Origin of the sequence: Nitrospirillum amazonense, assembly GCF_007828045.1 — a bacterium.
GTDB classification, from domain to species: domain Bacteria; phylum Pseudomonadota; class Alphaproteobacteria; order Azospirillales; family Azospirillaceae; genus Nitrospirillum; species Nitrospirillum amazonense_C.
The window spans coordinates 185,655-210,584 of the sequence record NZ_VITN01000008.1; the positions used below are offsets into that span (position 1 = coordinate 185,655).

Annotated in this window: 24 protein-coding genes; 17 read left to right on the forward strand and 7 right to left on the reverse strand. The window is 69.3% G+C overall.

The window, feature by feature from the left end; translation table 11 throughout:
- Nucleotides 1-162: 162 nt before the first annotated feature.
- Genes FBZ89_RS14875 through FBZ89_RS14890 form a run of 4 tightly spaced genes read left to right on the forward strand, consistent with a single transcriptional unit; the run spans nucleotide 163 to nucleotide 3,642 of the window.
- Nucleotides 163-1,050 (forward strand): SDR family oxidoreductase, encoded by an 888-nt coding sequence (locus FBZ89_RS14875; protein WP_145750752.1) that lies wholly within the window; start codon nucleotides 163-165, stop codon nucleotides 1,048-1,050.
- Nucleotides 1,047-2,171, forward strand: a complete 1,125-nt coding sequence (locus FBZ89_RS14880) for a phosphotransferase family protein (RefSeq protein ID WP_246172227.1) — start codon at nucleotides 1,047-1,049, stop codon at nucleotides 2,169-2,171. The genes FBZ89_RS14875 and FBZ89_RS14880 overlap by 4 nt, the downstream gene beginning before the upstream one ends.
- Before the next feature lie 4 nt (nucleotides 2,172-2,175).
- The gene (locus tag FBZ89_RS14885) at nucleotides 2,176-2,883 is read left to right on the forward strand and encodes a histidine phosphatase family protein (RefSeq protein WP_145750753.1); all 708 of its coding nucleotides are present in this window, start codon (nucleotides 2,176-2,178) and stop codon (nucleotides 2,881-2,883) included.
- Between the two features lie 9 nt (nucleotides 2,884-2,892).
- The gene (locus FBZ89_RS14890; RefSeq protein WP_145750754.1) at nucleotides 2,893-3,642 is read left to right on the forward strand and encodes an SDR family oxidoreductase; all 750 of its coding nucleotides are present in this window, start codon (nucleotides 2,893-2,895) and stop codon (nucleotides 3,640-3,642) included.
- Here the strand turns inward: FBZ89_RS14890 and FBZ89_RS14895 are convergent.
- A complete protein-coding gene (locus tag FBZ89_RS14895) occupies nucleotides 3,639-4,427 on the reverse strand; it encodes a DUF4349 domain-containing protein (protein WP_186457376.1) in 789 nt (262 codons plus the stop codon). The two genes, FBZ89_RS14890 and FBZ89_RS14895, sit on opposite strands and share 4 nt — an antisense overlap.
- A 422-nt stretch (nucleotides 4,428-4,849) precedes the next feature.
- Between FBZ89_RS14895 and FBZ89_RS14900 the strand changes: the two genes are divergently transcribed.
- The 3 genes from FBZ89_RS14900 (at nucleotide 4,850) to FBZ89_RS14910 (ending at nucleotide 8,548) form a co-directional block, all read left to right on the forward strand.
- Complete coding sequence (locus FBZ89_RS14900; protein WP_145750756.1) at nucleotides 4,850-6,343, forward strand: metallophosphoesterase; 1,494 nt, start codon at nucleotides 4,850-4,852, stop codon at nucleotides 6,341-6,343.
- A 10-nt stretch (nucleotides 6,344-6,353) separates the two neighbouring features.
- On the forward strand, nucleotides 6,354-7,061 hold the full coding sequence (locus FBZ89_RS14905) for an HAD family acid phosphatase (protein ID WP_145750757.1): 708 nt from the start codon (nucleotides 6,354-6,356) through the stop codon (nucleotides 7,059-7,061).
- Between the two features lie 122 nt (nucleotides 7,062-7,183).
- Complete coding sequence (locus FBZ89_RS14910) at nucleotides 7,184-8,548, forward strand: DUF3667 domain-containing protein (RefSeq protein WP_186457377.1); 1,365 nt, start codon at nucleotides 7,184-7,186, stop codon at nucleotides 8,546-8,548.
- A gap of 7 nt (nucleotides 8,549-8,555) precedes the next feature.
- On the opposite strand, the gene FBZ89_RS14915 is transcribed toward FBZ89_RS14910, so the two are convergent.
- A complete protein-coding gene (locus tag FBZ89_RS14915) occupies nucleotides 8,556-9,506 on the reverse strand; it encodes a hypothetical protein (protein ID WP_145750759.1) in 951 nt (316 codons plus the stop codon).
- 468 nt (nucleotides 9,507-9,974) lie between these two features.
- On the opposite strand from FBZ89_RS14915, the gene FBZ89_RS30905 reads away from it, so the two are divergent.
- The 3 genes from FBZ89_RS30905 to FBZ89_RS14940 all read left to right on the forward strand — a co-directional run bounded on the left by FBZ89_RS30905 (nucleotide 9,975) and on the right by FBZ89_RS14940 (nucleotide 15,049).
- On the forward strand, nucleotides 9,975-11,675 hold the full coding sequence (locus tag FBZ89_RS30905) for a methyl-accepting chemotaxis protein (RefSeq protein WP_186457378.1): 1,701 nt from the start codon (nucleotides 9,975-9,977) through the stop codon (nucleotides 11,673-11,675).
- Nucleotides 11,676-11,859: 184 nt separating this feature from the next.
- A complete protein-coding gene (locus FBZ89_RS14935; protein ID WP_145750761.1) occupies nucleotides 11,860-12,285 on the forward strand; it encodes a hypothetical protein in 426 nt (141 codons plus the stop codon).
- 223 nt (nucleotides 12,286-12,508) lie between these two features.
- Nucleotides 12,509-15,049, forward strand: a complete 2,541-nt coding sequence (locus FBZ89_RS14940) for a DUF3141 domain-containing protein (RefSeq protein WP_246172229.1) — start codon at nucleotides 12,509-12,511, stop codon at nucleotides 15,047-15,049.
- Nucleotides 15,050-15,055: 6 nt separating this feature from the next.
- On the opposite strand, the gene FBZ89_RS14945 is transcribed toward FBZ89_RS14940, so the two are convergent.
- Nucleotides 15,056-15,949 (reverse strand): hydrogen peroxide-inducible genes activator, encoded by an 894-nt coding sequence (locus tag FBZ89_RS14945; protein ID WP_145750762.1) that lies wholly within the window; start codon nucleotides 15,947-15,949, stop codon nucleotides 15,056-15,058.
- Between the two features lie 153 nt (nucleotides 15,950-16,102).
- On the opposite strand from FBZ89_RS14945, the gene FBZ89_RS14950 reads away from it, so the two are divergent.
- Complete coding sequence (locus tag FBZ89_RS14950; protein ID WP_145750763.1) at nucleotides 16,103-17,584, forward strand: catalase; 1,482 nt, start codon at nucleotides 16,103-16,105, stop codon at nucleotides 17,582-17,584.
- Between the two features lie 486 nt (nucleotides 17,585-18,070).
- Nucleotides 18,071-18,793: a LysE family translocator gene (locus FBZ89_RS14955; protein ID WP_145750764.1), complete on the forward strand. Its 723-nt coding sequence runs from the start codon at nucleotides 18,071-18,073 to the stop codon at nucleotides 18,791-18,793.
- An 18-nt stretch (nucleotides 18,794-18,811) separates the two neighbouring features.
- Here FBZ89_RS14955 and FBZ89_RS14960 read toward each other — a convergent pair whose 3' ends face one another.
- The 4 genes from FBZ89_RS14960 to FBZ89_RS14975 are packed head-to-tail and all read right to left on the reverse strand — an operon-like array spanning nucleotide 18,812 to nucleotide 21,225.
- Complete coding sequence (locus tag FBZ89_RS14960; protein ID WP_145750765.1) at nucleotides 18,812-19,270, reverse strand: periplasmic heavy metal sensor; 459 nt, start codon at nucleotides 19,268-19,270, stop codon at nucleotides 18,812-18,814.
- A 46-nt stretch (nucleotides 19,271-19,316) separates the two neighbouring features.
- Complete coding sequence (locus tag FBZ89_RS14965; protein ID WP_145750766.1) at nucleotides 19,317-19,745, reverse strand: hypothetical protein; 429 nt, start codon at nucleotides 19,743-19,745, stop codon at nucleotides 19,317-19,319.
- Complete coding sequence (locus FBZ89_RS14970) at nucleotides 19,742-20,356, reverse strand: sigma-70 family RNA polymerase sigma factor (protein ID WP_145750767.1); 615 nt, start codon at nucleotides 20,354-20,356, stop codon at nucleotides 19,742-19,744. The genes FBZ89_RS14965 and FBZ89_RS14970 overlap by 4 nt, the downstream gene beginning before the upstream one ends.
- The gene (locus FBZ89_RS14975; RefSeq protein ID WP_145750768.1) at nucleotides 20,353-21,225 is read right to left on the reverse strand and encodes a sterol desaturase family protein; all 873 of its coding nucleotides are present in this window, start codon (nucleotides 21,223-21,225) and stop codon (nucleotides 20,353-20,355) included. The genes FBZ89_RS14970 and FBZ89_RS14975 overlap by 4 nt, the downstream gene beginning before the upstream one ends.
- Nucleotides 21,226-21,406: 181 nt before the next feature.
- Here FBZ89_RS14975 and FBZ89_RS30910 point away from each other — a divergent pair, with 181 nt between their 5' ends.
- The 5 genes from FBZ89_RS30910 to FBZ89_RS15000 all read left to right on the forward strand — a co-directional run bounded on the left by FBZ89_RS30910 (nucleotide 21,407) and on the right by FBZ89_RS15000 (nucleotide 24,894).
- Nucleotides 21,407-21,700, forward strand: a complete 294-nt coding sequence (locus FBZ89_RS30910) for a cysteine rich repeat-containing protein (protein WP_186457379.1) — start codon at nucleotides 21,407-21,409, stop codon at nucleotides 21,698-21,700.
- 167 nt (nucleotides 21,701-21,867) lie between these two features.
- Entirely contained in the window at nucleotides 21,868-22,617 is a 750-nt protein-coding gene (gene hisG, locus FBZ89_RS14985) for an ATP phosphoribosyltransferase (RefSeq protein WP_145750770.1), read from the forward strand.
- Nucleotides 22,607-23,899 carry a histidinol dehydrogenase gene (hisD, locus tag FBZ89_RS14990; RefSeq protein WP_145750771.1) on the forward strand — a complete coding sequence of 431 codons (1,293 nt, stop codon included), beginning with the start codon at nucleotides 22,607-22,609 and terminating at the stop codon, nucleotides 23,897-23,899. The genes hisG and hisD overlap by 11 nt, the downstream gene beginning before the upstream one ends.
- Before the next feature lie 12 nt (nucleotides 23,900-23,911).
- Nucleotides 23,912-24,397: a UPF0262 family protein gene (locus FBZ89_RS14995; RefSeq protein WP_145750772.1), complete on the forward strand. Its 486-nt coding sequence runs from the start codon at nucleotides 23,912-23,914 to the stop codon at nucleotides 24,395-24,397.
- Nucleotides 24,398-24,405: 8 nt separating this feature from the next.
- A complete protein-coding gene (locus FBZ89_RS15000; protein ID WP_004272607.1) occupies nucleotides 24,406-24,894 on the forward strand; it encodes an arsenate-mycothiol transferase ArsC in 489 nt (162 codons plus the stop codon).
- Nucleotides 24,895-24,930: the final 36 nt, after the last annotated feature.

Sequence of the window (24,930 nt, forward strand, 5' to 3'; positions counted from 1 at the left end):
CTCTTGCCGGCGTAGGCCGCGACCGCGGCCGCCGGAGTTTTCCGGGAAGCGGAGCGGGCCGGAAAACGAGGAAGCCAAGCGGCCGGATGGCCGCGCCCGGCGATTGAGAGGCCTTTGATCCTTGGATCAAAGGCCAATGAAAATAAGGGGAGGGTTGAGGGCATGGGCATCACGCCGAAGACGGGGCCCCAGGGCGGGCGTATCTTCATCACGGGCGGGGCCAGCGGCTTGGGCCTGGCGCTGGGCAAGCGCTACGCCCGCGCCGGCTGGCGCGTGGCCGTGGGCGACATCAACCCCGACGCCATGGCGGCGGCGGTGGCGGAACTGTCGGCCATCGCGCCCGACGCCTTCGCCATCCCCTGCGACGTGCGCGATGACGCGGCGCTGGACGCGGCCGCCCAGGCCCTGACCCAGCGCTGGGGCGGGGTGGACATCGTCGTCAACAACGCCGGTGTGGCCCAGGCCGGCAACATCGACGACACGCCGCTGGATGATTGGCGCTGGATCATCGACATCAACCTGATGGGCGTGGTGCGGGGCTGCAAGGCCTTCACGCCCATGTTCAAGGCGCAGGGCCATGGTTACTTCGTGAACACCGCCTCCATGGCCGGCCTGCTCGATATGCCGACGATGAGCGCCTACAACGCCACCAAGGCGGCCGTCGTGTCCCTGTCCGAGACGCTGCAGCACGAACTGGCGCCCGGCGGCATCGGCGTCAGCGTCATCTGCCCCTCCTTCTTCAAGACCAACCTGGCCAGCAGCCTGCGCACCACCGACCCGCGCCTGCGGGCCCGGGTGGACAAGCTGCTGAACCGCCCCGGCATCACGGCGGAGGATGTGGCCGAGTACGTGTTCCAGGGCGTGGCCGCGGGCCGATGCCACCTGCTGCCGCACAAGGAAGGCCGCCGCTTCTGGCTGATGAAGCGGCTGATGCCGCGCGCCTGGTACGTTGCCATGATCGACAAGCGGGCGCGCAGCATGGCCACGCCGTCGCGCAGCGGCGCCGCGCCAGCCCCGGCGGGCGCGACCACGCCCGGGTCGCGCGGGTGACGGCGGCGTCCGTGGCGGGGGACGCCCCGCCCCGCCCCGTGACCGACCGGGCGGGCCCGGTCCGGCCGGGTGAGGATCTGGACGCGGCCGTGATCGACCGCTGGCTGAAGGAACGGCGGCCGGACCTGCGGGGCCTGCCGGCCGTGACGCAGTACTCCGGTGGGGCCAGCAACTGGACCTACCGCCTGGCCTATGGCGAGGATGGGGCGGGGGGTGATTTCATCCTGCGCCGGCCACCCGCCGGCACCAAGGCCAAGTCCGCCCACGACATGGCGCGTGAATTCCGGGTGCAGCAGGCGCTGAAGCCCGTCTTCCCCTGGGTTCCCACCATGGTGGGGCTGTGCCAGGACGACCGGGTCATCGGCGCCGACTTCTATGTCATGGAACGCATCGCCGGAATAATCCCCCGGGCCAACCTGCCGCGCGGCCTGGACATGGGGTCCGATGCGGTGCGCCGCCTGTGCCTGGCCATGGTGGACAAGCTGGTGGCCCTGCACCGGGTGGACCCGGCGGCGGCCGGCCTGTCGGCCTTGGGCAAGGGCGACGGCTATTGCCGCCGCCAGGTGGAGGGATGGTCCGGCCGCTACCAGAAGGCGCGCACCTGGAACGTTCCCTCTTTCGCCAAGGTGCGGGCCTGGCTGGCGGCCAACACGCCGGCGGACAGCGCCGCCTGTGTCATCCACAACGATTGGCGCTTCGACAACCTGGTGCTGGACGCGGCCGACCCCACCCACGTCATTGGCGTGCTGGACTGGGAAATGGCCACCATCGGCGACCCGCTGATGGATCTGGGCGGGGCGCTGGCCTACTGGGTGCAGGCGGATGACGACTTCTTCATGCGTTCCATCCGCCGCCAGCCCACCCACTTGCCGGGCATGCTGACGCGGGACCAGGTGGTGGCGCACTACCTGGCGGCCATGGGCGACCGGCTGGGGGCCAAGGCGGTGGACTGGACCTTCTATGAGGTGTTCGGCCTGTTCCGCCTGGCCGTCATTGCCCAGCAGATCTACTACCGTTATCACCACCGCCAGACCCGCAACCCGGCGTTCAAGCGCTTCTGGCTGCTGGTAACCTACCTGGATTGGCGCTGCCGCCGCATTCTGCGCCGGGCGGGGCGCTGATCCCATGGTGGCGCTGCACCTTGTCCGCCATGGCCAGGCTTCCTTCGGGGCGGATGATTACGACCGGCTGTCGGCGCTGGGCGTCGCCCAGGGCCGGGTGGTGGGCCAACAACTGGGCGCCCGGCTGGGGGCGGCGGACATCGCCGTCGTCAGCGGCAGCCTGAACCGCCACCGCGACACCGCCGCCGCCTGCCTTGAGGCCATGGGCCGGGGCGGCACGGCCTTGTCCATCGATCCCGACCTGAATGAGTACGACCCGGCAGACGTGGTCGCCTGCCATCGCCCCGATTTGGCCGACGCCGCGGCGCTCAGGGCGGAACTGGCCACCGCGCCCGATCCCCGCCGCGCCTACCAGGCCCTGTTCGCCGAGGCGGTGGCCCGCTGGATGGGCGGGCAGCACGATGCCGACTACGCCGAATGCTGGCCGGTGTTCCGCAACCGTGTGCTGGCCGGCTTGGCCCGGGCGGCCCAGCGGGGCAACACCGTCCTGGTCTTCACCTCCGGCGGGCCCATCATGGTGGCGGTGCAGGCGGTGTTGGGCCTGGATGACGCCGGCGCCCGCCAGGTGCACTGGGCCCTGGTCAACGGCGGCGTCACCAAGCTGCTGGCCTCATCCAGGGCCGTGGGCCGGGTGGGGGCGGGCTGGTCGCTGTCCAGCCTGAACGAGCAGGCGGGCCTGGACGGGCCCGACGGCCTGCTGACCTATCGCTGAGGAACCAAGATGCCGGCCAAGACCATCCTCATCACCGGCGCCAGCTCCGGCTTGGGCCAGGGCATGGCCCGGGAATTCGCCGCCCTGGGCCGGGACCTCGCCCTGTGCGCCCGTCGCACCGACAGGCTGGAGGCGCTGCGAGACGAATTGCTGCGGGCCCATCCCGGCATCCGCGTCGCCATCCGCCCGCTGGATGTCACCGACCATGCGGCGGTGTTTGAAACCTTTCGTGCTTTCGATATCGAAATGGGCGGGCTGGACCGCATCATCGTCAATGCCGGCATCGGTGCCGGCCGGCGCATCGGCACCGGCCACTTCGCCGACAACCTGGCCACAGCCCAGACCAACTTCGTGGCGGCGCTGGCGCAATGCGAGGCAGCGCTTGAGTTATTCCGAACCCGGAACAAAGGCCACCTAGTGGTCATCTCCTCCATGAGCGCCTTGCGCGGCCTACCCAAACACCTGACCACCTACGCCGCCACCAAGGCCGGCCTGGCCGCCCTGACCGAAGGGATCCAGGCCGACCTGCTGCGCAGCCCCATCCGGGTCAGCAGCATCCTGCCCGGCTATATCCGCACCGAGCTGAACGAGGGCGCCAAGCGCCTGCCCTTCGCCATTCCGGACGACGTGGGCAGCCGCCTGCTGGTGCGCGCCATCGAGCGGGAACCGGCCAAGGCCTACGTCCCCGCCTGGCCCTGGGCCTATATGGCGCCGGTCCTGAGACTGCTGCCCCTGTCGCTGGTGGCCAAGCTGGCTTAGGCGGCCTTGCGCCGCCAGCGGCGCCATACCAGCCGCAGCATCCAGCCGGCCAACAGCGCCACCGGCGTCCAGGGCAGGACACGGGCGGTGAAGGTCATGACGTTGGCCAGGGATTCCACCAGAATGTCGCCGAAGTCCTTAGACGCGCTTTTCAGAGGACGCCAGTCCACGCCGTTGGGTTTGGGCTCGTCCGCTTGGGCCCCCTCATAGCGGATGTCCACCTTCACCATCTCGGTCTGTGTGCGCAGATAGTCACGCTGGGCGGTGGCGCTTTCGATGTCACCCTGCACCTGGGCCAGGGTGTGTTCCACATTCAGCAAGTCGCCGACGTTCTTCGTGTTGGTCTGGTGCAGCAGGGTGGTAAGCCGTTCCCGCAGGGCGATCTTGGTTTCCAGCCGCTTGTCGATATCCAGCACGGCCAGCGTCTTATCTTCGCTGGTCTCGGAATGGGCGGTTACCTCCACCGGCGGGGCGGTCAGATCGGCGGTGAAAGCGGGCAGTGCTGACGGCGGCAGGCGCAGGCTGGTGTGGGCGTTGACGCCGCCCCGTGTGCCATTGCGGTTAACCTGGGACTCGACGATTTCGCATCCCAGTTTGACGCAGGTTTCCAAGTGATGGCGCTGCACGGCCTCCACCGCGTCTGCCGGCAGACGCAAGGTGTAGCTGTGGCTGACGGCCACGTACTTGCGCTGCATTGTCTGCTGCCCCTGCGGGGATGCGCCGAAGCCCACCACGAAGTCTTCCTTGGACCCTGGCGCAGGACCTGTCGGGCGGATCGCCGCCATCTCCTTCTTCTCCGGCGCCCTGTCACAGGCGGTGAGCGCCAAGCAAATCGCCATCACCAGCGGCAGACGCTGCCGGACCCTTCTCCAGCTTCCCATGGCACGATCCCCATCGCGTAAATTGAACGACGGGAAACCTAAAAACCTATAGTGGCAAAACTTCGGGGGAATCGTGGCGCTGCTGCCATAATTCTGAGGACCGTCGCGTTGAAACGCGGCGTTAATACGAAACGGTGTCGGCCCTTCTGGCTGAATACAACCAGCAGCGCCAAGGATTTCCACGAAATAAATATTGGTGCCGCGGTTAAATCCTGTCCAATTGGTCATGTTTTTTCGGGAAGGCGGCAGGGGGCCATTGACAGGGCGGGGATGGCCCGCCATCAACGGGGCGCGATACTGCAGTTGCGAAACCAAGGGGGCGGTTGGTGGTGAAGGCAAGGACCTGGCCGGTCATGGCCGTGGTGGTGGCGATGGGGCTGTCGCTACTGGGGGCCGCCGGTGCCCGCGCGACCCAGGCCGGCACAACCAAGCCGGTGGGAGCGATGGGGGAATCGGCGCCCTTCCTGATCGTCAGCGACATGCATTTCAACCCGCTGGACGATGCCAGTCTGGCCGCCCGGCTGGACGCGGCGCCCACCAAGGATTGGCCGGCCATCCTGGACGGCACGGCCGGCCGCCGCCTGTCGCCCTTCGGCCGGGACAGCAACTGGTTCGTGCTGCGCTCCGCCCTCAACGCCATGCGCCAGGCACAGCCGCACCCGGCCTACGTCTTGCACACCGGCGACATGCTGGCCCACGACTTTCGCGACACGTTCGAGGCCGCGCTGCCGGCGCACAAGGGGGATGAGGCGGCTTACCGCGCCTTCACCCTGAAGACGATCACCACCCTGCTGGAAACGCTGCGCCGCACCTTCCCCGGCGTGCCGGTGCTGACGGCGCTGGGCAATAACGACAGCTATTGCGGCGACTACGCGGTGCAGCCCAACGGCCTGTTCCTGGGCGATACCCTGCCGCTGCTGACCCAGGGTTTCGGCCGCACCCTGAACGGCCGGGCCGATCAGGCCGGCATCGGGCGTGACTGGCGCCAGGCCGGCAACTACGTCATTCCGCATCCGACCCTGAAGGGCGTGCGCATCCTGTCCTTCGACACGGTGATGCTGACCCGCAAGTACAAGAACAGCTGCGGCCGGCCCGACGACACGCCCCAGGACACCACCCTGGGCTGGCTGCATCAGGCCCTGGCCGACGCCAGGGCGGCCGGCGACAGCGTCTGGCTGATCACCCACGTGGTGCCGGGCGTCGACGGCTTCGCCACCGCCAACAACTGGTCCAAGGCGGCCAAGGCGGCGGTGGCGGCCGGCCAGCCGATACCTGCCTGCACCGCGCCCGTGGAACTGTTCGCTCCCGGCATGGAGGCGCGGTTCGAGGCGGAACTGGCGCAGTATCACGACATCATCAAGGTGCTGTTCGCCGGCCACATCCATATGGACGACCTGCGCCTGGTGGGGCCGCCGGGCGCCGGCGTGCCCGTGCTGGTGACCCCGGCCGTCAGCCCGGTCTACCAGCAGAGCCCCTCGTTCAAGCTGGGGCAGGCGGCCCCCGACGGCTCGGTCGCGCACCTGACCACCTATTACCTGAGCAACCTCAGCGATCACCCCAGCGTGAAGACGGCGCGCTGGGTGCCCGAGTATGACACCGCCCAGGCCTGGGGCGCCAAGTCGCTGACGCCCGACGCCTTGCGCGCCATCATCGCCCATATCCGGGACAGCGGCCCAGCCCGCGCGCTGTACCGCAGCATCTACAGCGTCGCCCGGCCCCAGGCCTCGGCCATGGTCCCGGATAACCAGGCCCTGTATCTCTGCGCCCTGGATAACACCCTGGCGGACGCCTACACCCGCTGCGCCTGCCCGGCCCCGTGAAGGAGCAACGATGTTCGTCCGCGCCCCCATCCTTGTCCTGTTTCTGACCCTGTTCCTGACGACCCTGGCCGGCTGCGCCAACCAGGCGGCACCGGTGGCGGATCTGCCCAACCTGGGCGTGGTGAAGACCCAGCTTGTGGTCTATCACGACAGCGGCGCCTATGACCGCGACCTGGCGCGCGTGGCGGGGGAGGCCGGGGCCTGGATCAAGGCGCGTGCCACCACCCTGCCGGCCGGTTCCCGCCCCGCCCTGGTGCTGGACATCGACGAGACCTCGCTCAGCAACTGGCCGCAGCTGAAGATCAACGACTTCGGCTACATCAAGGCCGGCGGCTGCGATCTGGACCGAGGGCCCTGCGCCGCCCCGGCGTGGGAGATGATGGGCCGCGCCACCGTGATCGCCCCGACGCTGGAGCTTTACCGCCAGGCGCGCGCGGCCGGCGTCGCGGTCTTCTTCATCACCGGCCGGCCGGAGGCGGAGCGCGAGGCCACCGCCCGCAACCTGGCGGCCGCCGGGTACGAGGGCTGGGCCGGCCTGGTGCTGCGCGCGCCTGGCGCCCATGGCGGGGCGGCGGATTACAAGGCGGCGGAACGGGCGCGTATCGAGGCGCAGGGCTACACCATCATCGCCAACATGGGCGACCAGGACAGCGACCTGGCCGGCGGCCACGCCGAGCGCACCTTCAAGCTGGCCAATCCCTTCTACTTCATCCCCTAAATCCTTAAGCCGGCCCGTCAATCTTGCAATTAAAGCGAGCCGCCCGCATCCTCGGGCCGACCCCGCGCAGCCGCGGGGGCCAGCGCCGCGCGGCGGCGGAGCGTATGCCTTGGGGGGCGGGGATGAGCGGGGAGATCGACGCGGCCGGCGGCCTGGTGGAAGCCGGCCTGGTGGCCAGGGCCATCGAGGGCGAACGGCACCATACGGCCGTCAGCCATGAGGACGGGCACCACCGTTGCGCCAACTGCGGCGCGCATTTGACCGGCGCCTACTGTCATGCCTGCGGACAGCCGGGCCACGTTCACCGGTCCATGCTGCACATCGCGGAAGAGTTCTTCCACGGCATCCTGCATTTCGACAGCAAGGTTTGGCGCACCTTCCCCATGCTGGTGTTCCGGCCGGGCAAGCTGACGCGCAACTATGTCCACGGGCACCGCGTGCGCTACGTCTCGCCCCTGGCGCTGTTCCTGTTTTGCGTCTTCCTCATGTTCTTCTCCCTGTCCTTCATCGATACGCCCAGCAAGGCGATCAACGGCGCCGCGTTGAAGAACCTGGACCACGGGACCATGGCCGACGGCCGGGTGGAGCTGGAATCGGCGGTGAACGACGCCAAGGCGGAACTGCAGGACGCGGAAAACGATCTGGCCGAGGCGCGGCGGGATGGCGGCAACGTCGATAAGACCATCGCCCGCCGCGACAAGCGCCAACAGGAACTGAAGGTGGCGGAGGCTGTGCTGAAGGCCTTTGACGCCGCCACCGCCGCGGGCGTGAAGGCGGTGGAGAAGGCCGGACAAGCGGTGTCCGGCGCCCCGGCTTCGGTTCCGGTGGAGAGCACGGCGCCTCCGGCGCCCGCGACCGCCCCCGGCGCGGCGGCGTCTTCCGCTGGGCCCGAAGCCCAATCCCCTAAGCCCACCAAGGAAGAGCATCGCCAGCAACAGATGGCCAAGCTGTTCGGTGCCACGGACGAGGAACCGGCGACGGGGGAGGAGCCGTCCTGGGCGCGGGCGGCCAAGCGCCTGGCCGATTCCAAGGAGATGTTCGACGTCGATCTTGGCATGCCCAAGCTGGAGCAACACATCCGCCATGCCCTGCGCAATCCGGAGCTGACGCTCTACAAGATGAAGGAATCGGCATCCAAGCTGTCCTTCCTGCTGGTGCCGCTGTCGGTGCCCTTCATCTGGCTGATGTTCCTGTTCAAGCGCGGCGTCTATCTCTACGACCACGTGGTCTTCGCGCTGCACTCCCTGTCCTTCATGGCCGTGCTGACGGCGGTGGCGGCCCTGGGCTCCCGCGCTGGGCTGGGGGCGGCTGCCATCGGCAGCCTCATGTGCTTCGTCCCGCCCGTCCACATGTACGCCCATCTGAAGGGCGCCTACCGCCTCGGCACCTTCGGCGCCCTATGGCGCACCATGGTGCTGCTGTGGGTGGCCCTGCTCGCGCTGACTTTCTACCTGGTCTTCATCGTCTCCATGGGGCTGGTGGAGTAACCCGCGCCTATTCCAGGCTTTCGGTCAGGCTGGCGGCGATGGCGCGGGTGGGCGTGGTGGCGTCGGGGTTGGGCAGGGCCAGCACCCGGCGGCCCTGATGGGTATAGGCCAGGGCGGCGCGGATCTGCGGGTCGTTGCGGAACAGCGCCATGAAGGACCCGTCGGCATAGGCCTGGTACAGCCCGTCCTGCAGCATGTCGGCCAATCGGTCATTGTGCTTGGCCACGAAGAAGTAGAGGTAGAAGTCGCGGTAGAGCAGGGCGATGTCGCGGGCCACCGTCACCGGCACGCCGGCCTCGTTCGCCCGTTCCACCTCCTGGTCGATGTCCAGGCTGCTGCGCGGCACGGCGTCGGCACCGCCGGTGGCGACCTCATTGTACAGGTTGCCCGCCGTCTCATGCACCGTCTGGCCGGCGGCGCGCAGCAGATGGGCTTCGGGCCAGCCAGGCCCCTGCGCCAGCGACAGGGGCGTGCCGGCGCTGATCTTGGCTTGCGCCGCCTCATTCACCGCCAGCAGGCGATAGCCCATCAGCCCCCGGTCCAGCGGCACCCGCACCGGCTGGAAGTGTGCCTCCAGCGCCGGCGCGGTGGGTAGCCAATAGACATCCACCGTGCCGTTGTCCGGCTGTTCCAGCAGGCGCAGCACCTGCGTGGTGGGCAGGGTGTGGGTGTCGACCTTCAGCACATAGGGCCGGCCGCTTTTGTCCAGGGCCAGTTTCAGCACCTTCAGCACATAGGCGGGTGCTGTCCCTTGGTTCAGGGCGTGCACCACCAGCGGCGTCGGGGCTGGGGCGGACGCGCCGGGCATGGCCAGACCGCCCGCATCGACGGGATCATCGCTGGCGGCCAGGGCTGTCACGGCCCAGGAGGTTACGCTTAGGAAGGCGACGGCCAGGCACAAGGCGGCCCGCCGCAAACAGGGTGGCTGAAAGGAGAACCGCGGGGCGGGCATGGCCATGGCGTGAACACATCCCTTCGGCCCCTTCTGCCAAGGGGCCGTTGTCGCTTGGTGGTGGCGGGCCCTTCTGGGCCTTGGTGCGGCCGACCTTATCGGCGGCCTTCTCCCGGGGCGACCCTTGATCCATGGGACCAGGATTGCCTCCAACGGGGAAGATTACGGCAAAAGGATTATTCAATCGTTAAGGCTTCGGTATTAGACCGCTCGGGAAGATTTGGCGTAATCATCGGCAGCTATCTTGCGAGGGTGCGACATTTACGCACGCAGCCCCGGACTATCCCACAGTACAGCTAAAGAAAATCAGAGAATTATATATAATAATCAATAATTTAGAACGGTCCGGGCAACGGATTGTGGCAAGTGTCTGTTAATCCCTCTTTAATTGGGGACGGGAGATCAAGGGGCGTCGTTTCATCGGGCTGCCATTGGCCGTCCACAGCAAGCCGCATCCAGGAAAGGGCCCTCATCATGACAGCCTGGCGCAACCTCTCCATCCGCCTGAAGGTCCTGACCGCGTTCCTGGTGGTCTTCCTGGCGACGCTGGGCTTGGGCCTGTTCGGCCTCGGCCGGACGGAGGCCGTGAACACCGCCGCCGCCGACATGCGCGACAACTGGCTGCCCTCCACCGTGGCCTTGGGCCGCCTGGGCGTCGCGGTGTCCAACACACGGGTGATGGAGGCGCGGGTGGTCATTGCCGCCACCGCCAACGATCCCACCCTGCTGAAGACTGCCGAAGAGCAGTACGCGGCGGCCGAGGCGGCGGCTGCGAAGGCTTACAGGGATTACGAGCCCCTGATCACCAAGGGCACGGCTGATGAGCGGCTGATGAAGGAATTCGTGACCAATTGGGCACAGTACAAGGCGACGGCGGCGCAGGTGGATGACCTGGTCCACAAGGGTGACGTGGCGAAGGCCCTGCCTCTGTACCTGGGTGACGGGCTCAATGCCTACCAGGCCTCGCAGAAGAGCGTTATGGATGACAACGACTTCAACGGAACGGAAGGCAAGAAGGCTGCCGACCATGGGGCTGAGCTATACAACAGCGCCGTGTGGATGACCTGGGTGGCCATCGCGATCACCGCCCTGCTGTGTGGCGGCGCCACGGTGGTCATCGTCTCGGGCGTCGTGCGGCCCATCGCTCGCACCACCGGCGTGGTCCAGACCATGGCGGCCGGCGACCTGGCGGTCACCGTCACCGACACCGACCGGGGGGATGAGGTGGGCACGCTGGCCCGTGCGCTGGAGGTGTTCCGCGACGGCATGGTCAAGGCCCGCGACCTGGCCCAGGCCCAGGAGCTGGAGCGCCAGGCCAGGGAACGCCGCGCCGTGGCGCTGGAAGGCCTGGTCCAGGGCTTCGAGGCCAAGGTGGCCCAGCTGGTGAACGCCCTGGCCGGCGCCGCGACGGAGATGCAGGCCACGGCCGAGAGCATGGCCGGCACGGCCGAGCGGACCAACACCCAGTCCAGCGCCGTGGCCGCCGCCGCCCAGCAGGCCTCCGCCAACGTCCAGACCGTGGCCTCCGCCACCGACGAGATGGTGGCGACGGTGCAGGAGATCAGCAGCCAGGTGGAAAAGTCGCGCACCATCGCCACCAAGGCCATCCAGGAGGCGAACGACACCAGCGGCACCGCCCGCCGCCTGGCCGACAGCGCCCAACGCATCGGTGAGATCGTTCAGCTGATCAGCGACATCGCCGGGCAGACCAATCTGCTGGCGCTGAACGCCACCATCGAGGCCGCCCGGGCGGGGGAGGCCGGCAAGGGCTTCGCCGTGGTGGCCAGCGAGGTGAAAAGCCTGGCCAACCAGACGGCCAAGGCCACGGGCGACATCGAAAGCCAGATCGGCGAGATCCAGGGCCTGACGTCGCAGGCGGTGGCCGCCATCGAGAGCGTCAGCCGCACCATCAACGAGATGTCCGACATCGCCATGGCTATCGCCTCCGCCATCGAGGAGCAGTCGGCCACCACTTCGGAAATCGCCCGCAGCGTGAACGAGGCGGCCAAGGGCACCGAGGACGTGTCGCGCAACATCACCGGCGTGCACCAGGCGGCGGTGGCCACCGGTGCCGCCGCCGGCCAGTTGCAGGACTCCGCCCGCGACGTGTCGCACCAGGCGGAGGATCTGAACGCCGAGGTGTCGCGCTTCATCATCGGGGTGAAGGCCGCCTGATCCGGCTGTGGCGTCTGCTCCAGCGGCCCGGCTTCTCAGGATGCCGGGCCGTTCCTTTTCGGGGCTTTAATGAACGGCGGCCCCTTCTGCTATGGAATTTTAATGGCCTGATGGCGGCTCAATGGGGGCCTGGACGACCCCCCCTGGACGACCCCCTGAACGACCCCTGCCCGGACACGCCGCCATGTTGGGCTTCACCACCCTGATCGACCTCATCACCCACACACCCGACGCCGCCCCCGATATCGCCAAGGCGGACCAGCCGCCGCCGGTGCCGCACGCGGCCGACTGGTCCTTCGCCACGCCGGCCCACCTGCCGGCCGGAGGTTCCGTGTGCGTCGACCTCGCCGCCGGCCGGGTGTGGATCAGCGATCCCCGCCGTGCCGGCGACTTCCCCCTGGCGGAGGTGGCGGTGCAGCCCATCCGGCCGGCCGACATCGCCCGGCCGGAGGCGCTGGCCCAAGTGGTCCTGTGGGCGGGGGAGCCGGTGCCCTGGCGCTACCGCGTCCCCTGCGCCTCCTGGCGGCAGGCCCGCACCGTGGCGGCGGAATTGGCCCTGGTGCTGGAGCGCGCCGCCGGCGATGAGGGCAGCCGCTGCCTCAGCTTCTGATCCTCTCTGCCTTGCAGGCGGGGTACCGCTTCGGCCGGTGCGGCACGAAGATGGGCCCCGCCCTGGGTAGGCCGCCGGTCCAGACCCCCCGGCGGCCTATTCCTTTTGTGCGACGCAAAACCTTCTTCGCGCCTGCGAGAGCGCTTGGTTATACTGCGACCTCGCGGGGTTATCCCTGGCGCCTGAGCGGCCGGCGTATGGGAAAGACGAAGAGGGAAAGCGGATGGCCTTTACCGACGCGACCGGCCCCAAGGGGCCACTCGAGATGCCCGAGGGCTTTCTTGACCCCAGCAATCATTGGCCTTTCCGCCTGTGGCAGGACGGACTGGCCTACACGGTCGACGCCTTCCAGCGCACCGCCCTGGTGATGGACGTGCTGCGCCAACGCGGCGCCCAGTACCATGAGCACATGGCCCAGACGGCGCCCACGGTGCTCAGCTTCGAAAGCGAGACGGTGCTGGATGGCGCCACCTTGCCCCGGCCGGTGAACTATTCGTTGCAGCGCATCATCCCGCCGGCGGGCGTCGAGCTGGACCTGAAGAAGCGCCCCTTCGTCATCGTCGATCCCCGCGCCGGCCACGGCCCCGGCATCGGCGGCTTCAAGTCGGACAGTGAGATCGGCGTGGCCCTGGCCGCCGGCCATCCCTGCTATTTCATCGGCTTCCTGCCGCGTCCGGTGCCGGGCCAGACGGTGGAGGATGTGATCGCGGCCGAGGCCGCCTGCCTGGAAAAGGTCATCGAGCTGCATCCGGAGGCGGAAGGCAAGCCGGTGGTCATCGGCAACTGCCAGGCCGGCTGGCAGCTGATGATGACGGCGGCCATCCGCCCCGACCTGTTCGGCCCCATCATCATCGCCGGCACGCCCCTGTCCTTCTGGGCCGGCCATCGCGGGCAGGACCCCATGCGCTACAGCGGCGGTCTGCTGGGCGGCAGCTGGCTGACGGCCTTCGCCAGCGACCTGGGCGCCGGCCTGTTCGACGGCGCCTGGCTGGTGCAGAATTTCGAGAACCTGAACCCCGCCAACACCCTGGTGGGCAAGCAGTACGCCCTGTGGGACAAGGTCGACACCGAGGCGCCGCGCTACCTGGGTTTCGAGAAGTGGTGGAACGGCCACGTCCTGCTGAACGGCGAGGAAATCCAGTACATCGTCGACAAGCTGTTCGTGGGCAACCGCCTGGCCACCGCCGACATCGTCACCAAGGACGGCGTGCGCGTGGACCTGCGGGCCATCCGCTCCCCCATCATCGTCTTCTGCTCCAAGGGTGACAACATCTCCCCCCCGCCGCAGGCGCTGGGCTGGATTTGCGACCTGTATGAAAGCGTGGACGACATCCGCTGCCACGGCCAGACCATCGTCTACGCCGTGCATGAAAGCGTCGGCCACCTGGGCATCTTCGTCTCCGCCGCCGTGGCGCGGAAGGAGCATCGCGAGTTCGCGTCCAACATCGACTTCATCGACGTGCTGCCCCCCGGCCTGTACGAGGCGCAGATCCTGCCGGCCGAGGCCGCCCCCTCCGGCCAGTCGGGGCAGGAGGGCGACCCCAATGTCCTGCGCTTCGCCGCCCGCAGCATCAATGACGTGGCGGCCCATGTCGAACCCCTGCCGGATGACGAACGCCGCTTCGCTACCGTGTCCCGTCTCTCCCGCGTGACGCTGGGCCTCTACCGCGACCTCGTGCAGCCCTGGGTACGCCAGCTGGTGGGGGAGACGACAGCGGAAATCCTGCGCGGCCTGCACCCCCTGCGCCTCAGCTATGAACTGTTCTCCGACACCAACCCCTGGCTGAACGGCGTGCCGGAGCTGGCCGCCGCCGCCCGGCGCGACCGCCGCCCAGTAGGGTCGGAGAACATCTGGCGCAACCTGGAACAGCGGCTGGCCCGCCAGATGGAAACGGCGCTGGACGTCTACCGCGACCGCCGCGACGCGACGGCGGAGGCGCTGTTCATGGGCATCTACGGGCATCCGCTGACCCAGGCGCTGTTCGGCCTGAATGCCGACGACGCCCCGCCCCGGAGCCATCCCGGCGAAACCCCGGAACACCGCCGCTTCCTGGCGGAACAGGGGGCGGAGCTGCGCCGGCGCCTGCATGAGGGCGGCCTGCGCGAGGCCGGCATGCGGGCGCTGCTGCATGTGGGGCTGGCGGAGCGCATGGCCGACGCCCGTGGCTTCAACGCCCTGCGCGGCCTGCGCGACATCCATGGCCGGGGCCTGGAACTGGCGGAGTTCAAGCAACTGGTGCGCGACCAGTTCCTGATGCTGCTGCTCGATCCGGCGGCGGCCCTGGAAACCCTGCCCGAGTTGCTGGCCGGCGCCACGGCGGAGGAAATCACCCGCCTTTCGGAAGGCCTGGTGATGGTGGGCGGCGCCGCCGGCCCGCTGGACACCAAGGGCCGGGAACGGCTGGACAGCATGGTCGCCTTGTTCAAGGACCTGGCCGCCAAGGCGCCCAAAGCCCCAGGCGAGGCCTCGGCCGCAGCCACCGCGCCGGCCGTTGCCCCGCCCGCGCGCGAGGAGCCCGCTGAAGAGCCCCCGGCGGCGCCCAGGCCCCCGGCCAAGCCGGCCGCGGCCAAGGTGCGTCGCGCCAAGGCGGCACCCGCGCCCAAGGAACCGCCGGCGGCGGAGACCTCCGTCATCACCGACGCGCCTACCTCCCAACCCGTGGACGTGGCGGCGGAGCCCAAGCCCGGCCCCGTGGCCACGGCCCCGGTGACCGTGCCCAAGCGCGCGCCGGCACCCCGCCGGGCCAAGGCACCGCGCCGGTAAGGGCGGCTAGACCGTGACCGCCTTCACCTGATCCGCCAGCGCGTCCAGCGCCGGCTGGCGGGTGAAGGTGGGGCGGCTGACCAGGCGGATCAGACGTCCGGTCCCGGCGCCGGCCAGGGGGCGGAAGATTACGTCCTGGCGCCCGGCATGGACCGCCGCCGCCAGGGCCGGCACCAGGGTGGTGCCGTAGCCTGCCGCCACCATGTTCAGCAAGGTTTCCAGGCTGGTGGCCCGCAGGGACCAGCCGCCGGGGTCGGGCCGGGCGCAGGCGGCCAGGGCCTGGTCGCGCAGGCAGTGGCCATCGGCCAGGACCAGCAGGTCGGGCGCCAGCGCCGCCTCGTCCACGGCGTCGCCTGTTACGGCGTTCCCAGTTCTGGCCAACGCGTGGTCCGGGGGCAGGGCGGCCAGGAAGCCTTCCTGGAACAAGGGCCGCTCCACCAAGTCGTCGCCCGCGACCGGCGTGGCGATCAGGGCGGCGTCCAGCTGGCGTCGGCGCAGCCGTTCCACCACGGCGTCGGTCGTGTCTTCCCACAACTCCAGCGTCAGGGCCGGGCAGCGCCGGCGCAGGGGCGCGAACACCCGGGGCATGAGATAAGGACCCAGGGTGGGGATGACGCCCAGGGTCAGGGGTCCGGCCAGCGGGTCGCGGGCCCCCGCCAGCGCCACGATGGCGTCGGCCTCCGCCACCGCCCGGGCGGCGTGGACCAGCACCTCCTCCCCCAGCAGCGTGGGCGCCACCCATTTGTTGGTGCGCTCGAACAGAGGGGCGCCCAGTCGCGCCTCCAGCTTGGCCACTTGGCTGCTGAGGGTGGGCTGGCTGACGTTGCAGGCGGCGGCGGCCCGGCCGAAGTGGCGGTGCTGGGCCACCGCCAGCAGGTATCGCAGGTCACGCAGGTTCATTGGGCTGGTCGCTCGAATGACGGAGAACCATATACGTGGTCTATCGTCGCGATACAAACAATCGATTTTACGCATGAAGGCCGCACGGCCTACCTTTCCCTTGTCGGGCGCACGGACGCCCCAGCCAATCGATGACGACGAGGGACGATAGTCATGACCAGCCAGCCGCCCCGCCTGACCACCACCGCGGGCGCCCCCATCGCCGACAACCAGAACAGCCTGACCGCCGGCCCGCGCGGCCCCGTCCTGATGCAGGACTACCAACTGATGGAAAAGCTGGCCCACCAGAACCGCGAGCGCATTCCGGAACGGGTGGTGCATGCCAAGGGATGGGGCGCCTTCGGCACCCTGACCGTCACCCACGACATCACCCGTTACACCCGCGCCAAGGTGTTCGGGGCGGTGGGCAAGAAGACCGACCTGCTGATCCGCTTCTCCACCGTCGCCGGTGAACTGGGTGCCGCGGATGCCGAGCGCGACGTGCGCGGTTTCGCCGTCAAGTTCTATACCGAGGAAGGCAACTGGGACGTGGTGGGCAACAACACGCCCGTCTTCTTCATCCGCGACCCGCTGAAATTTCCGGACTTCATCCACACGCAGAAGCGCCATCCCCGCACCAATCTGCGCAGCCCCACCGCCATGTGGGACTTCTGGTCCCTGTCGCCGGAAAGCCTGCACCAGGTCACCATCCTGATGTCGGATCGCGGCCTGCCGCCCAGCCCGCGCTTCATGAACGGCTACGGCAGCCACACCTACAGCTTCTGGAACGACCAGGGCGAACGCTTCTGGGTGAAGTTCCATTTCAAGACCCAGCAGGGCCACAAGCACCTGACCAATGACGAAGCCGCCCAGGTTGTGGGCCGGTCGCGCGAAAGCTATCAAGAGGACCTGTTCGGCAGCATCGAGGCGGGCGACTTCCCCCGCTGGACCCTGCAGGTCCAGGTGATGCCCGAGGCCGATGCCGACAAGACGCCCTACAACCCCTTCGACCTGACCAAGGTCTGGCCGCACGCCGACTATCCGCTGATCGACGTGGGCGTGGTGGAGCTGAACCGCAACCCGGACAACTACTTCGCGGAGATCGAGCAGGCGGCGTTCAGCCCGTCCAACATCGTCCCCGGTATCGGCCACAGCCCGGACAAGATGCTGCAGGCCCGCATCTTCTCCTACGCCGACGCCCACCGCTATCGCCTGGGCACGCATTACGAGGCGCTGCCGGTGAACCAGCCCAAGTGCCCGGTGCACCACTATCACAAGGACGGGGCGATGCGCTTCTTCCGCAACGACACCGGCAACCCGGACGCCTATTACGAGCCCAACAGCCTGGGCGGCCCGGCCCAGGACCCCAGCGTGGCCGAACCGCCGCTGCGCCTGTCGGGCGAGGTGGGCCGCCATGACCACCGCGCCGGCAATGACGACTATAGCCAGCCCCGGGCCCTGTTCACCCTGATGGACCAGGGCCAGAGGGACCGGCTCTTCGCCAACATCGCCGCCGCCATGCAGGGCGTGCCGCAGACCATCGTGGAGCGCCAGTTGGGCCACTTCGCCCTGGTCCATGCCGACTACGCGGCGGGTGTGCGCCGGGCCCTGGCCCAGGGCGAGGGCGCCGCCCGGCCAGAGACGGCCATTCCCTGATCCAACCTATCCCACCCTGGCGCCCGTCCCCCAAACCGGCCCTTCCCCATGATCCCCCATCGGGAACCGGCCCTGGCACCAGGGAACTTGGTGACCGGGTGTGCCCAAAAAGCCACCCGGTCACATTTTTCTTTAACAATCGCGCACTTTCAGGTTGTGACCGGGTGGCCCGGCGGCTTAGCCTCCAGCCCATCACAACAAAGGGTCATAGTCCGATGCGCCTCGTCACCCAATTCAGCCAGCAAACCGCTGTGCCGCTTGGGGCGGGGCTTTGTCTGTTTATGACAGGGGTTTGGGAGGGTCACGGCTAAGCGCCGTCCCCGACGCACCCGATAACAGGCCCCGCGAGCAGCTGCCCGCGGGGCTTTTTGTTGTGCCCCAATCCCGCCGATGCCGCCGTCCCGCCCCCGTGCGGGGCGGTGGCGTCACCACCCTGGCAATACCAGCGCGGCGCGGGAACGACCTTTTAAAATTGGGATGGTTCTCATGGACTTGGACACGCTGATCACCATCGCGCCCAACCTGTTTCTGCCCGCCGCGTTCGCCGGCGTCTTCCTGAAGGCCATGCTGCTGGGCCTGGGTGTGGCGGCGCCGGTGGGCCCCATGGCCTTCCTGTGCATGCGGCGCACGCTGGCGGGCGGTTGGCGCCTGGGCCTGGCCACCGGGGCCGGCATCGCCACGGGCGACGGCGTCTACGCCGGTGTCGCCGCCTTGGGTTTGACGGAGGTTTCGGCCTTTGTCACCGACCATGGCCGGCCGCTGCACCTGCTGGCCGGGCTGTTCCTGGGCTGGCTGGCCTATGCCGCCCTGCGGCCCAAGCCGACCGGCCCAGAAACGCCCAAGGAAGATGGCCGGCCGGCCGCTCTCTCAACCCTGTCCCTGCCGCGCGCCTGGGCGTCCTCCTTCCTGCTGACCCTGAGCAATCCGCCCACCATCATCGTCTTCGCCGCCATGCTGACGGCCTTCGTCCCCCTCTCAGCCCTTTCGGGGGCGGCCCTTTCCGGGGTGGAGGTGGCGCGGCTGCGGATCGTCACCACGGTGGCGGGCGTGGCGGCGGGCTCGCTGCTGTGGTGGGTGGTGCTGGTGGCCGGGGTCGCGGCGTTGCGCGGCATTATGGCGCCGCGCGTGGCCCGGGGGCTGAACGTTGCCGCCGGCCTGGCCTTCCTGGCCTTCGCGGCGGTGGAGCTGCACCGGGCGGCCGCGTCGTGAGGCATGGAGGCTGTGGGGTTAGCGGCTGCGGTATCGGGCCAGGACATGCCGGCCCTCGGGGGACATCTTGGGCAGCACCTCCATCATGATGTCCTCCAGCACCGGGCCGATGGGTTGGCGTTGTTCGCGGGCGTTGGCCATGGCGGCGCGCAGGGCATCGGGGTCCAGCGGCGTGCGGTCGATCTCCGCCCGCACCTGGTCCATGGCGGCGGCGAAGCGGCCCTGCGCCGCCTCCAGCTGCGCCATGTGGCTGGCGATGGCCCCGCGCAGCAGGTTGCGGTCCCCCGCCGGCAGCTGTTCCGCCAACTGTCCCACCAGGGTGGCCAGCGCGTTGCCGGCGGCGGAACGGGCCAGCAAGGGGGGCAGGGTGCCCAGGGCCGCCCGCTGGCGCCATTGCTGAGCGCCCACGAAGGCCAGCAGGAACAGGTTCAGGGCCAGGGACAGGGGGAAGAGGAAGCGCAGAACCGGTGACCGCATGGGGGCGAACCTTTTATGGAGAATTGGGCGGACGGGGACGGGGGCGCTACTGCACCAGCCAGTCGCCGCCCACGCCGGCCAGGGTGAACAGGGTGGCCAGAGAGGCCGTGGCCGTCGCCTCGGGCGCGGGCGTCAGCCAGGTGCCGGCCAGCCAGCCGGCCACCGCCATGGTGGCGAAGACGGCGCCGGCCGGCCGCCAGGACAGCCAAGGGGCCGAGGGGGCAGGAACCTGCTGCCGGCGAATGCGGCGCAAGCTGGCGTCGATGCCGGCCTGGACGCGGGCCGCGCCCGGCGCGTCATCTTCCAGGCCGTCGCCGGCAGGCGGGCCCCAGCGACGCAAGGCGGCCTCCCACAGGACGCGCGCGTCCGCGTCCTGGGTACGCAGGCGCCGGGCCGCGCGCTGGATCGCCGACGGCCAGTGATCGATATCCGGCCCGTGGGCCGCCAGCAACTGGGCGAATTCCTCAATGGTCATGGCTCACCCTTCCTTTCAAAAATCTCCTTGCCGCCCTTGATCAGCGCCCGTTCCAGCGCACCCCGGGCACGATACAGCAGCGACCAGTAGGCACGCAGGTTCAGGCCCAGCACGGCCGACGCCTGGGGCCCCGGCATTTCCTGGTAATAGAACAGCACCAGGGCCGCGCGCTGCTTTTCCGGCAGGCTGGCCAGGGCGTCGCGCACGCGCCGCTGTTCCGATCGGCGCTCCATCGTCTCGGCGGCCCCCTCGCTGGGATCGGCCACGTCCATCGCCGCCTCCAGCGGGGCATGCCGGCGGCCGCGCAGGCGGTCGAGACACAGCCGGTAGGTCACGGTGTAAAGCCAGGTGGACAGCTGGGCCCGGCCGGGCGTCCAGCGGGCCGCATGGTTCCACACCCGCACCAGCACCTCCTGCGCCACGTCGTCCGCCTCCGCCTCCGAGGTGAGCAGGCGCTTGGCCAGCCGCCAGGTGGCCGCGTAGTGGCGCTGGCCGACCTGGCGCAGCGCCCGCTCGTCCCCCTGGGCGACACGGGCCATCAGGGTGTCGTCGTCCGCCCCATCATCTCCATTGGTGGCGGGCAGGCGGCTCCAGGGCTGCTGGCCTGTCACGGGATGTCCTGTCGCAAGCACGCGCCCCGCGCGCTCAGGCTGTCGCCAGGGTGGCCGAACAGCTGGCGCAGGCGGGTGCCCACCCCGCGCGCGCGGGCCGCGTCACGGGCCATGGCCCTCCATTCGCGAAGGCACACCACCAGCGGGTTGGCGCTGGGCGCGACATGGACCAGGCCGTAGGTCAGCGGCACCTCGGGCGACGCCTGGGCGAAGGTGCCGAACAGCCGGTCCCAGACGATGACCACGCCACCGTAGTTGCGATCCAGGTATTCCGGATTGCTGGCATGGTGCACCCGGTGGTGGGCGGGGGTGTTCAGCACCCATTCCAGCGGGCCCAGGGTGCCCACCGCTTCGGTATGCAGCCAGAACTGATAGAACAGGTTCAGCGCCAGCATCGCCGTCACCGCCACCGGGTTGAAGCCCAGGAAATACAGCGGAATGTAGACCAGCCAGCCGCAGGACAGCACGTCCGTCACCCCCAGCCGGAAGGCGCTGGCCAGGTGCAAGGCGGTGGGGGAATGGTGGACGCTGTGCGATGCCCAGACCCAGCGCACCTCATGGCCCAGGCGATGGGCCCAGTAGTAACAGAACTCCTCTGCCGCGAACAGCAGGGCCAGCCCCCACCAGCGGTCCAGCGGCACGGTGGCGATGCGGTGGGTCCAGGCATACCAGGCCACCGGCGCCACGACGCCGGCCAGCGCCAGCTTCGTGGGTATGCGCATCAGGAAGACGGCGACGGAGGTTGCCGTTTCCGTCCAGGGGTAGGACTGGCGCCGCGCGGCGTACCAGGCCACTTCCGCCGCCACGGCGGCCGCGACGAAGGGGTAGAACTTCAGGGGAAGGACGCTGGCACCATCCACGATGGCCATGGCCGAACCTCGCGCGGAAACGGGGGATTTGGCGCTGATACGCCGGCCGGGCTCTCCGGTATTCGGGCGGGTCGGCCGGATTTTGGAAAAACGGGTTCGAATAGTTGGCCGGGGTTGCGGCGTATCAGGCCCAGGCGGCCGAATTGGCCGTCCCGGCCCCCTGTCAGCAAGGATACCTTACATGATGACCAAGACGCTTGTCGGCACCTGCCTCGCCCTGTCGTTGGTCCTGGCGCCCATGGCGGCTTTCGCCCAGTCCCAGGCCCAGTCACAGGACGGCCAGCCGGCCCACCCGGCGGCCCGCGCCGCCATGAAGGCCTGCCAACCCGACCGTCAGGCCCTGTGCAAGGATGAACAACCCGGCGGCGGCCGCGTCCTGGCCTGCCTGAAGGCGCATGAGGACAAGCTGTCGGCCGACTGCAAGGCCGCGCTGGCCACCCTGCCGGCCAAGGCGCAGGCGCCCCAGAACCAATAAGGCCCGGCCAATCAGGACGGGCCCGTAAAGGCGCGCGCGGGCGGCCCGGCCCTGTGCAAACAGACAGGGCTGCCCTCCAACCCAAGGCGTTGGCGGGGGCGGACGATCTGCTATTCTGCGGCCCTCCGGACCCGGAATGGGGTTCGTCCTTCGGAGCCCGCGTTTCCATGCCTGCCGCCGCGCCGCCACCATCCGCCCCGGTCGCCACCGCCCCGGTTTCAACATCCGGGCACGCGCATAGCGCCGCCGCGTCCGGCGCGGCGGAGCGGCTGACCCTGGCCCTGCCCAAGGGCCGCATCCTGGATGAGGTGCGGCCGCTGCTGGAGGCCGTGGGCCTGAGGCCCGAGGCCGCGTTCGACGACCCCAGGAGCCGGGCGCTGCGCTTCGCCACCAACCTGCCGCATGTGGAGATCATCCGCGTGCGCAGCTTCGACGTCGCCACCTTCGTCGCCTTCGGCGCCGCCCAGATGGGTGTGTGCGGCAACGACGTGCTGATGGAATTCGACTATCCCGAAATCTACGCGCCCCTGGACCTGGGCATCGGCCATTGCCGCCTGGCGGTGGCCGAGCCGGTGGCCGAGGCGCAGGGCGACGACCCCTCGCGCTGGAGCCACGTGCGCGTGGCCACCAAGTATCCGGAGGTCACCCGCCGCCACTTCGCCCGCCGCGGCGTGCAGGCGGAATGCATCAAGCTGAACGGCGCCATGGAACTGGCGCCCAGCCTGGGCCTGTGCCAGCGCATCGTCGACCTGGTGTCCAGCGGTGCCACCCTGAAGGCCAACGGCCTGGTGGAGATCGAGCATATTGCCGACGTGACCTCGCGCCTTATCGTCAATCGCGCCGCCTTCAAGACCCGCCATCCGGAGATCCAGGACTGGATCAACCGTTTCACGGAGGTTGTCACCCATGCCGCGTGAACTGCGCACCACCGATGCCGGCTTCGAGGCGGACTTCGACCGGCTGTTGCATGCCAAGCGGGAATCCCAGAGCGACGTGGCCGACGCGGTGGCCGAGGTGCTGCGCGACGTGCGCCTGCACGGGGATGAGGCGCTGATCAAATACACCAGCCGCTGGGACCAGTTGGACCTGACGCCCGACCGGCTGCGTATCGCGGAATGCGAGACCGAGGCCGCCGTGGCCGCTTGCGACCCCGAGGTTATCGAGGCGCTGAAGGTGGCCGCCGGCCGGATCGAGGCCTTCCACCGCCGCCAGACCCCCGACACCTACGATTACGTGGACGAGGTGGGCGTGCGCCTGGGCGCCCGCTGGACGCCGCTGTCGGCCGTGGGCCTGTACGTGCCCGGCGGCCTCGCCTCCTACCCCAGCTCCGTCCTCATGAACGCCATCCCGGCCAAGGTCGCGGGCGTGAAGCGCCTGGCCATGGTGGTGCCGACGCCGGAGGGGGCGCTGTCCCCCCTGGTGCTGGCGGCCGCCAGCATCGCCGGGGTGGATGAGATCTATCGCGTGGGCGGCGCCCAGGCGGTGGCGGCGCTGGCCTACGGCACCGCGACCATCCGGCCGGTGGACAAGATCGTGGGCCCCGGCAACGCCTATGTCGCCGCCGCCAAGCGCCAGGTGTTCGGTACCGTGGGCATCGACATGATCGCCGGCCCCTCGGAAATCCTGGTGGTGGCCGACGGGGCCAACGACCCCAGCTGGATCGCGGCCGACCTGCTGTCGCAGGCCGAGCATGACAGCAGCGCCCAGTCCATCCTGATCAGCGATGACGCCACCTTCATCCAGGCGGTGCGGGCGGCGGTGGACACCCATCTGAAGACCCTGCCGCGCGCCGTCATCGCCGGCGCCAGCTGGCGCAACAACGGCGCCACGGTCCTGGTGCGCGACCTGGATGAGGCGGTGGCCCTGGTCGACCGCCTGGCGCCGGAGCATCTGGAACTGGCGGTGGCCGATCCCGACGCGCTGGCGGCCAGGGTCAACCACGCCGGCGCCATCTTTTTGGGCCGCTACACGCCCGAGGCTATCGGCGACTACATCGCCGGCCCCAACCACGTGCTGCCCACGGCCCGCAGCGCCCGCTTCTCCTCCGGCCTCAACGTGCTGGACTTCATGAAGCGCACCACCCTGGTGGGCTGCGACGCCGCCAGCCTGGGCCGGCTGGGGCCGCAGGCCGCCATCCTGGCTGATGCGGAAGGGCTGGGCGCGCACGCACTGTCGGTTCGCGTCCGGCTGGGCCGCTGAGGGGACGCCCGGATGTCGGACGCCAGCCGCCAGCGCATCGTCCATGTCGAGCTGGTGGAGCAGACGGCCATCCGCCGCCGGCCGGAGGTGGAGCATGAGCGGGCGGTGGCGCTGTTCGACCTGGTGGAGGAGAACCAGCAGTTCCAGCTGGTCGACCATCCGGATGCCGGGCCCTACCGTCTGTTCCTGTCCATCGAGGACAACCGCATGGTCTTCGACCTGCGGGACGAGGGGGATGCGGAGGTCGACCGCATCACCCTGCCGCTGACGCCGCTGCGCACGGTGATCCGCGACTATTTCCTGATCTGCGAGGGCTATTACAAGGCCATCAAGACCGCCAGCCCGTCGCAGATCGAGGCCATCGACATGGGGCGGCGGGGCCTGCACAACGAGGGCTCCGACGTGTTGCGTGAGCGGCTGGCCGCCAAGGTGACCATGGACCATGGCACCGCCCGCCGCCTGTTCACCCTCATCTGCGTCCTGCATATCCGGGGCTGAGGGGAAAGATGGCGGAGCGTCCGGATCCTTTCGCCGCCTTCGCCCCTGCCGTGCATCCGGCCCAGATCACCAGCGTGCTGTTCGCCTGCACGCACAACTCCATCCGTTCCCCCATGGCGGCGGCCCTGCTGCGCCACCTGCACGGCCATCGCCTCTATGTCGACAGCGCCGGCGTGCGCGAGGGCGACCCCGACCCCTTCGCCGCCGCTGTGATGGAGGAGATGGGCATAGACATCAGCCGCCACCGCGCCAAGACCTTCGATCAGCTGGAGGACACCAGCTTCGACCTGGTGGTGTCGCTGTCGCCGGAGGCGCAGCACCGCGCGGTGGAGATGACCCGCACCACCGCCTGCGACGTGGAATTCTGGCACACCTTCGACCCCAGCTTCATCGAAGGCAACCGCGAGACCCGCCTGGCCGCCTACCGCCAGGTGCGCGACAGCCTGCTGGCCCGCATCAAGCAGCGGTTTCCGCTGGGGCCTGTGCCGGTGTTGTGAAAGGCTCTTGGCATGCGAGGATGCTGGGGGCGCGCC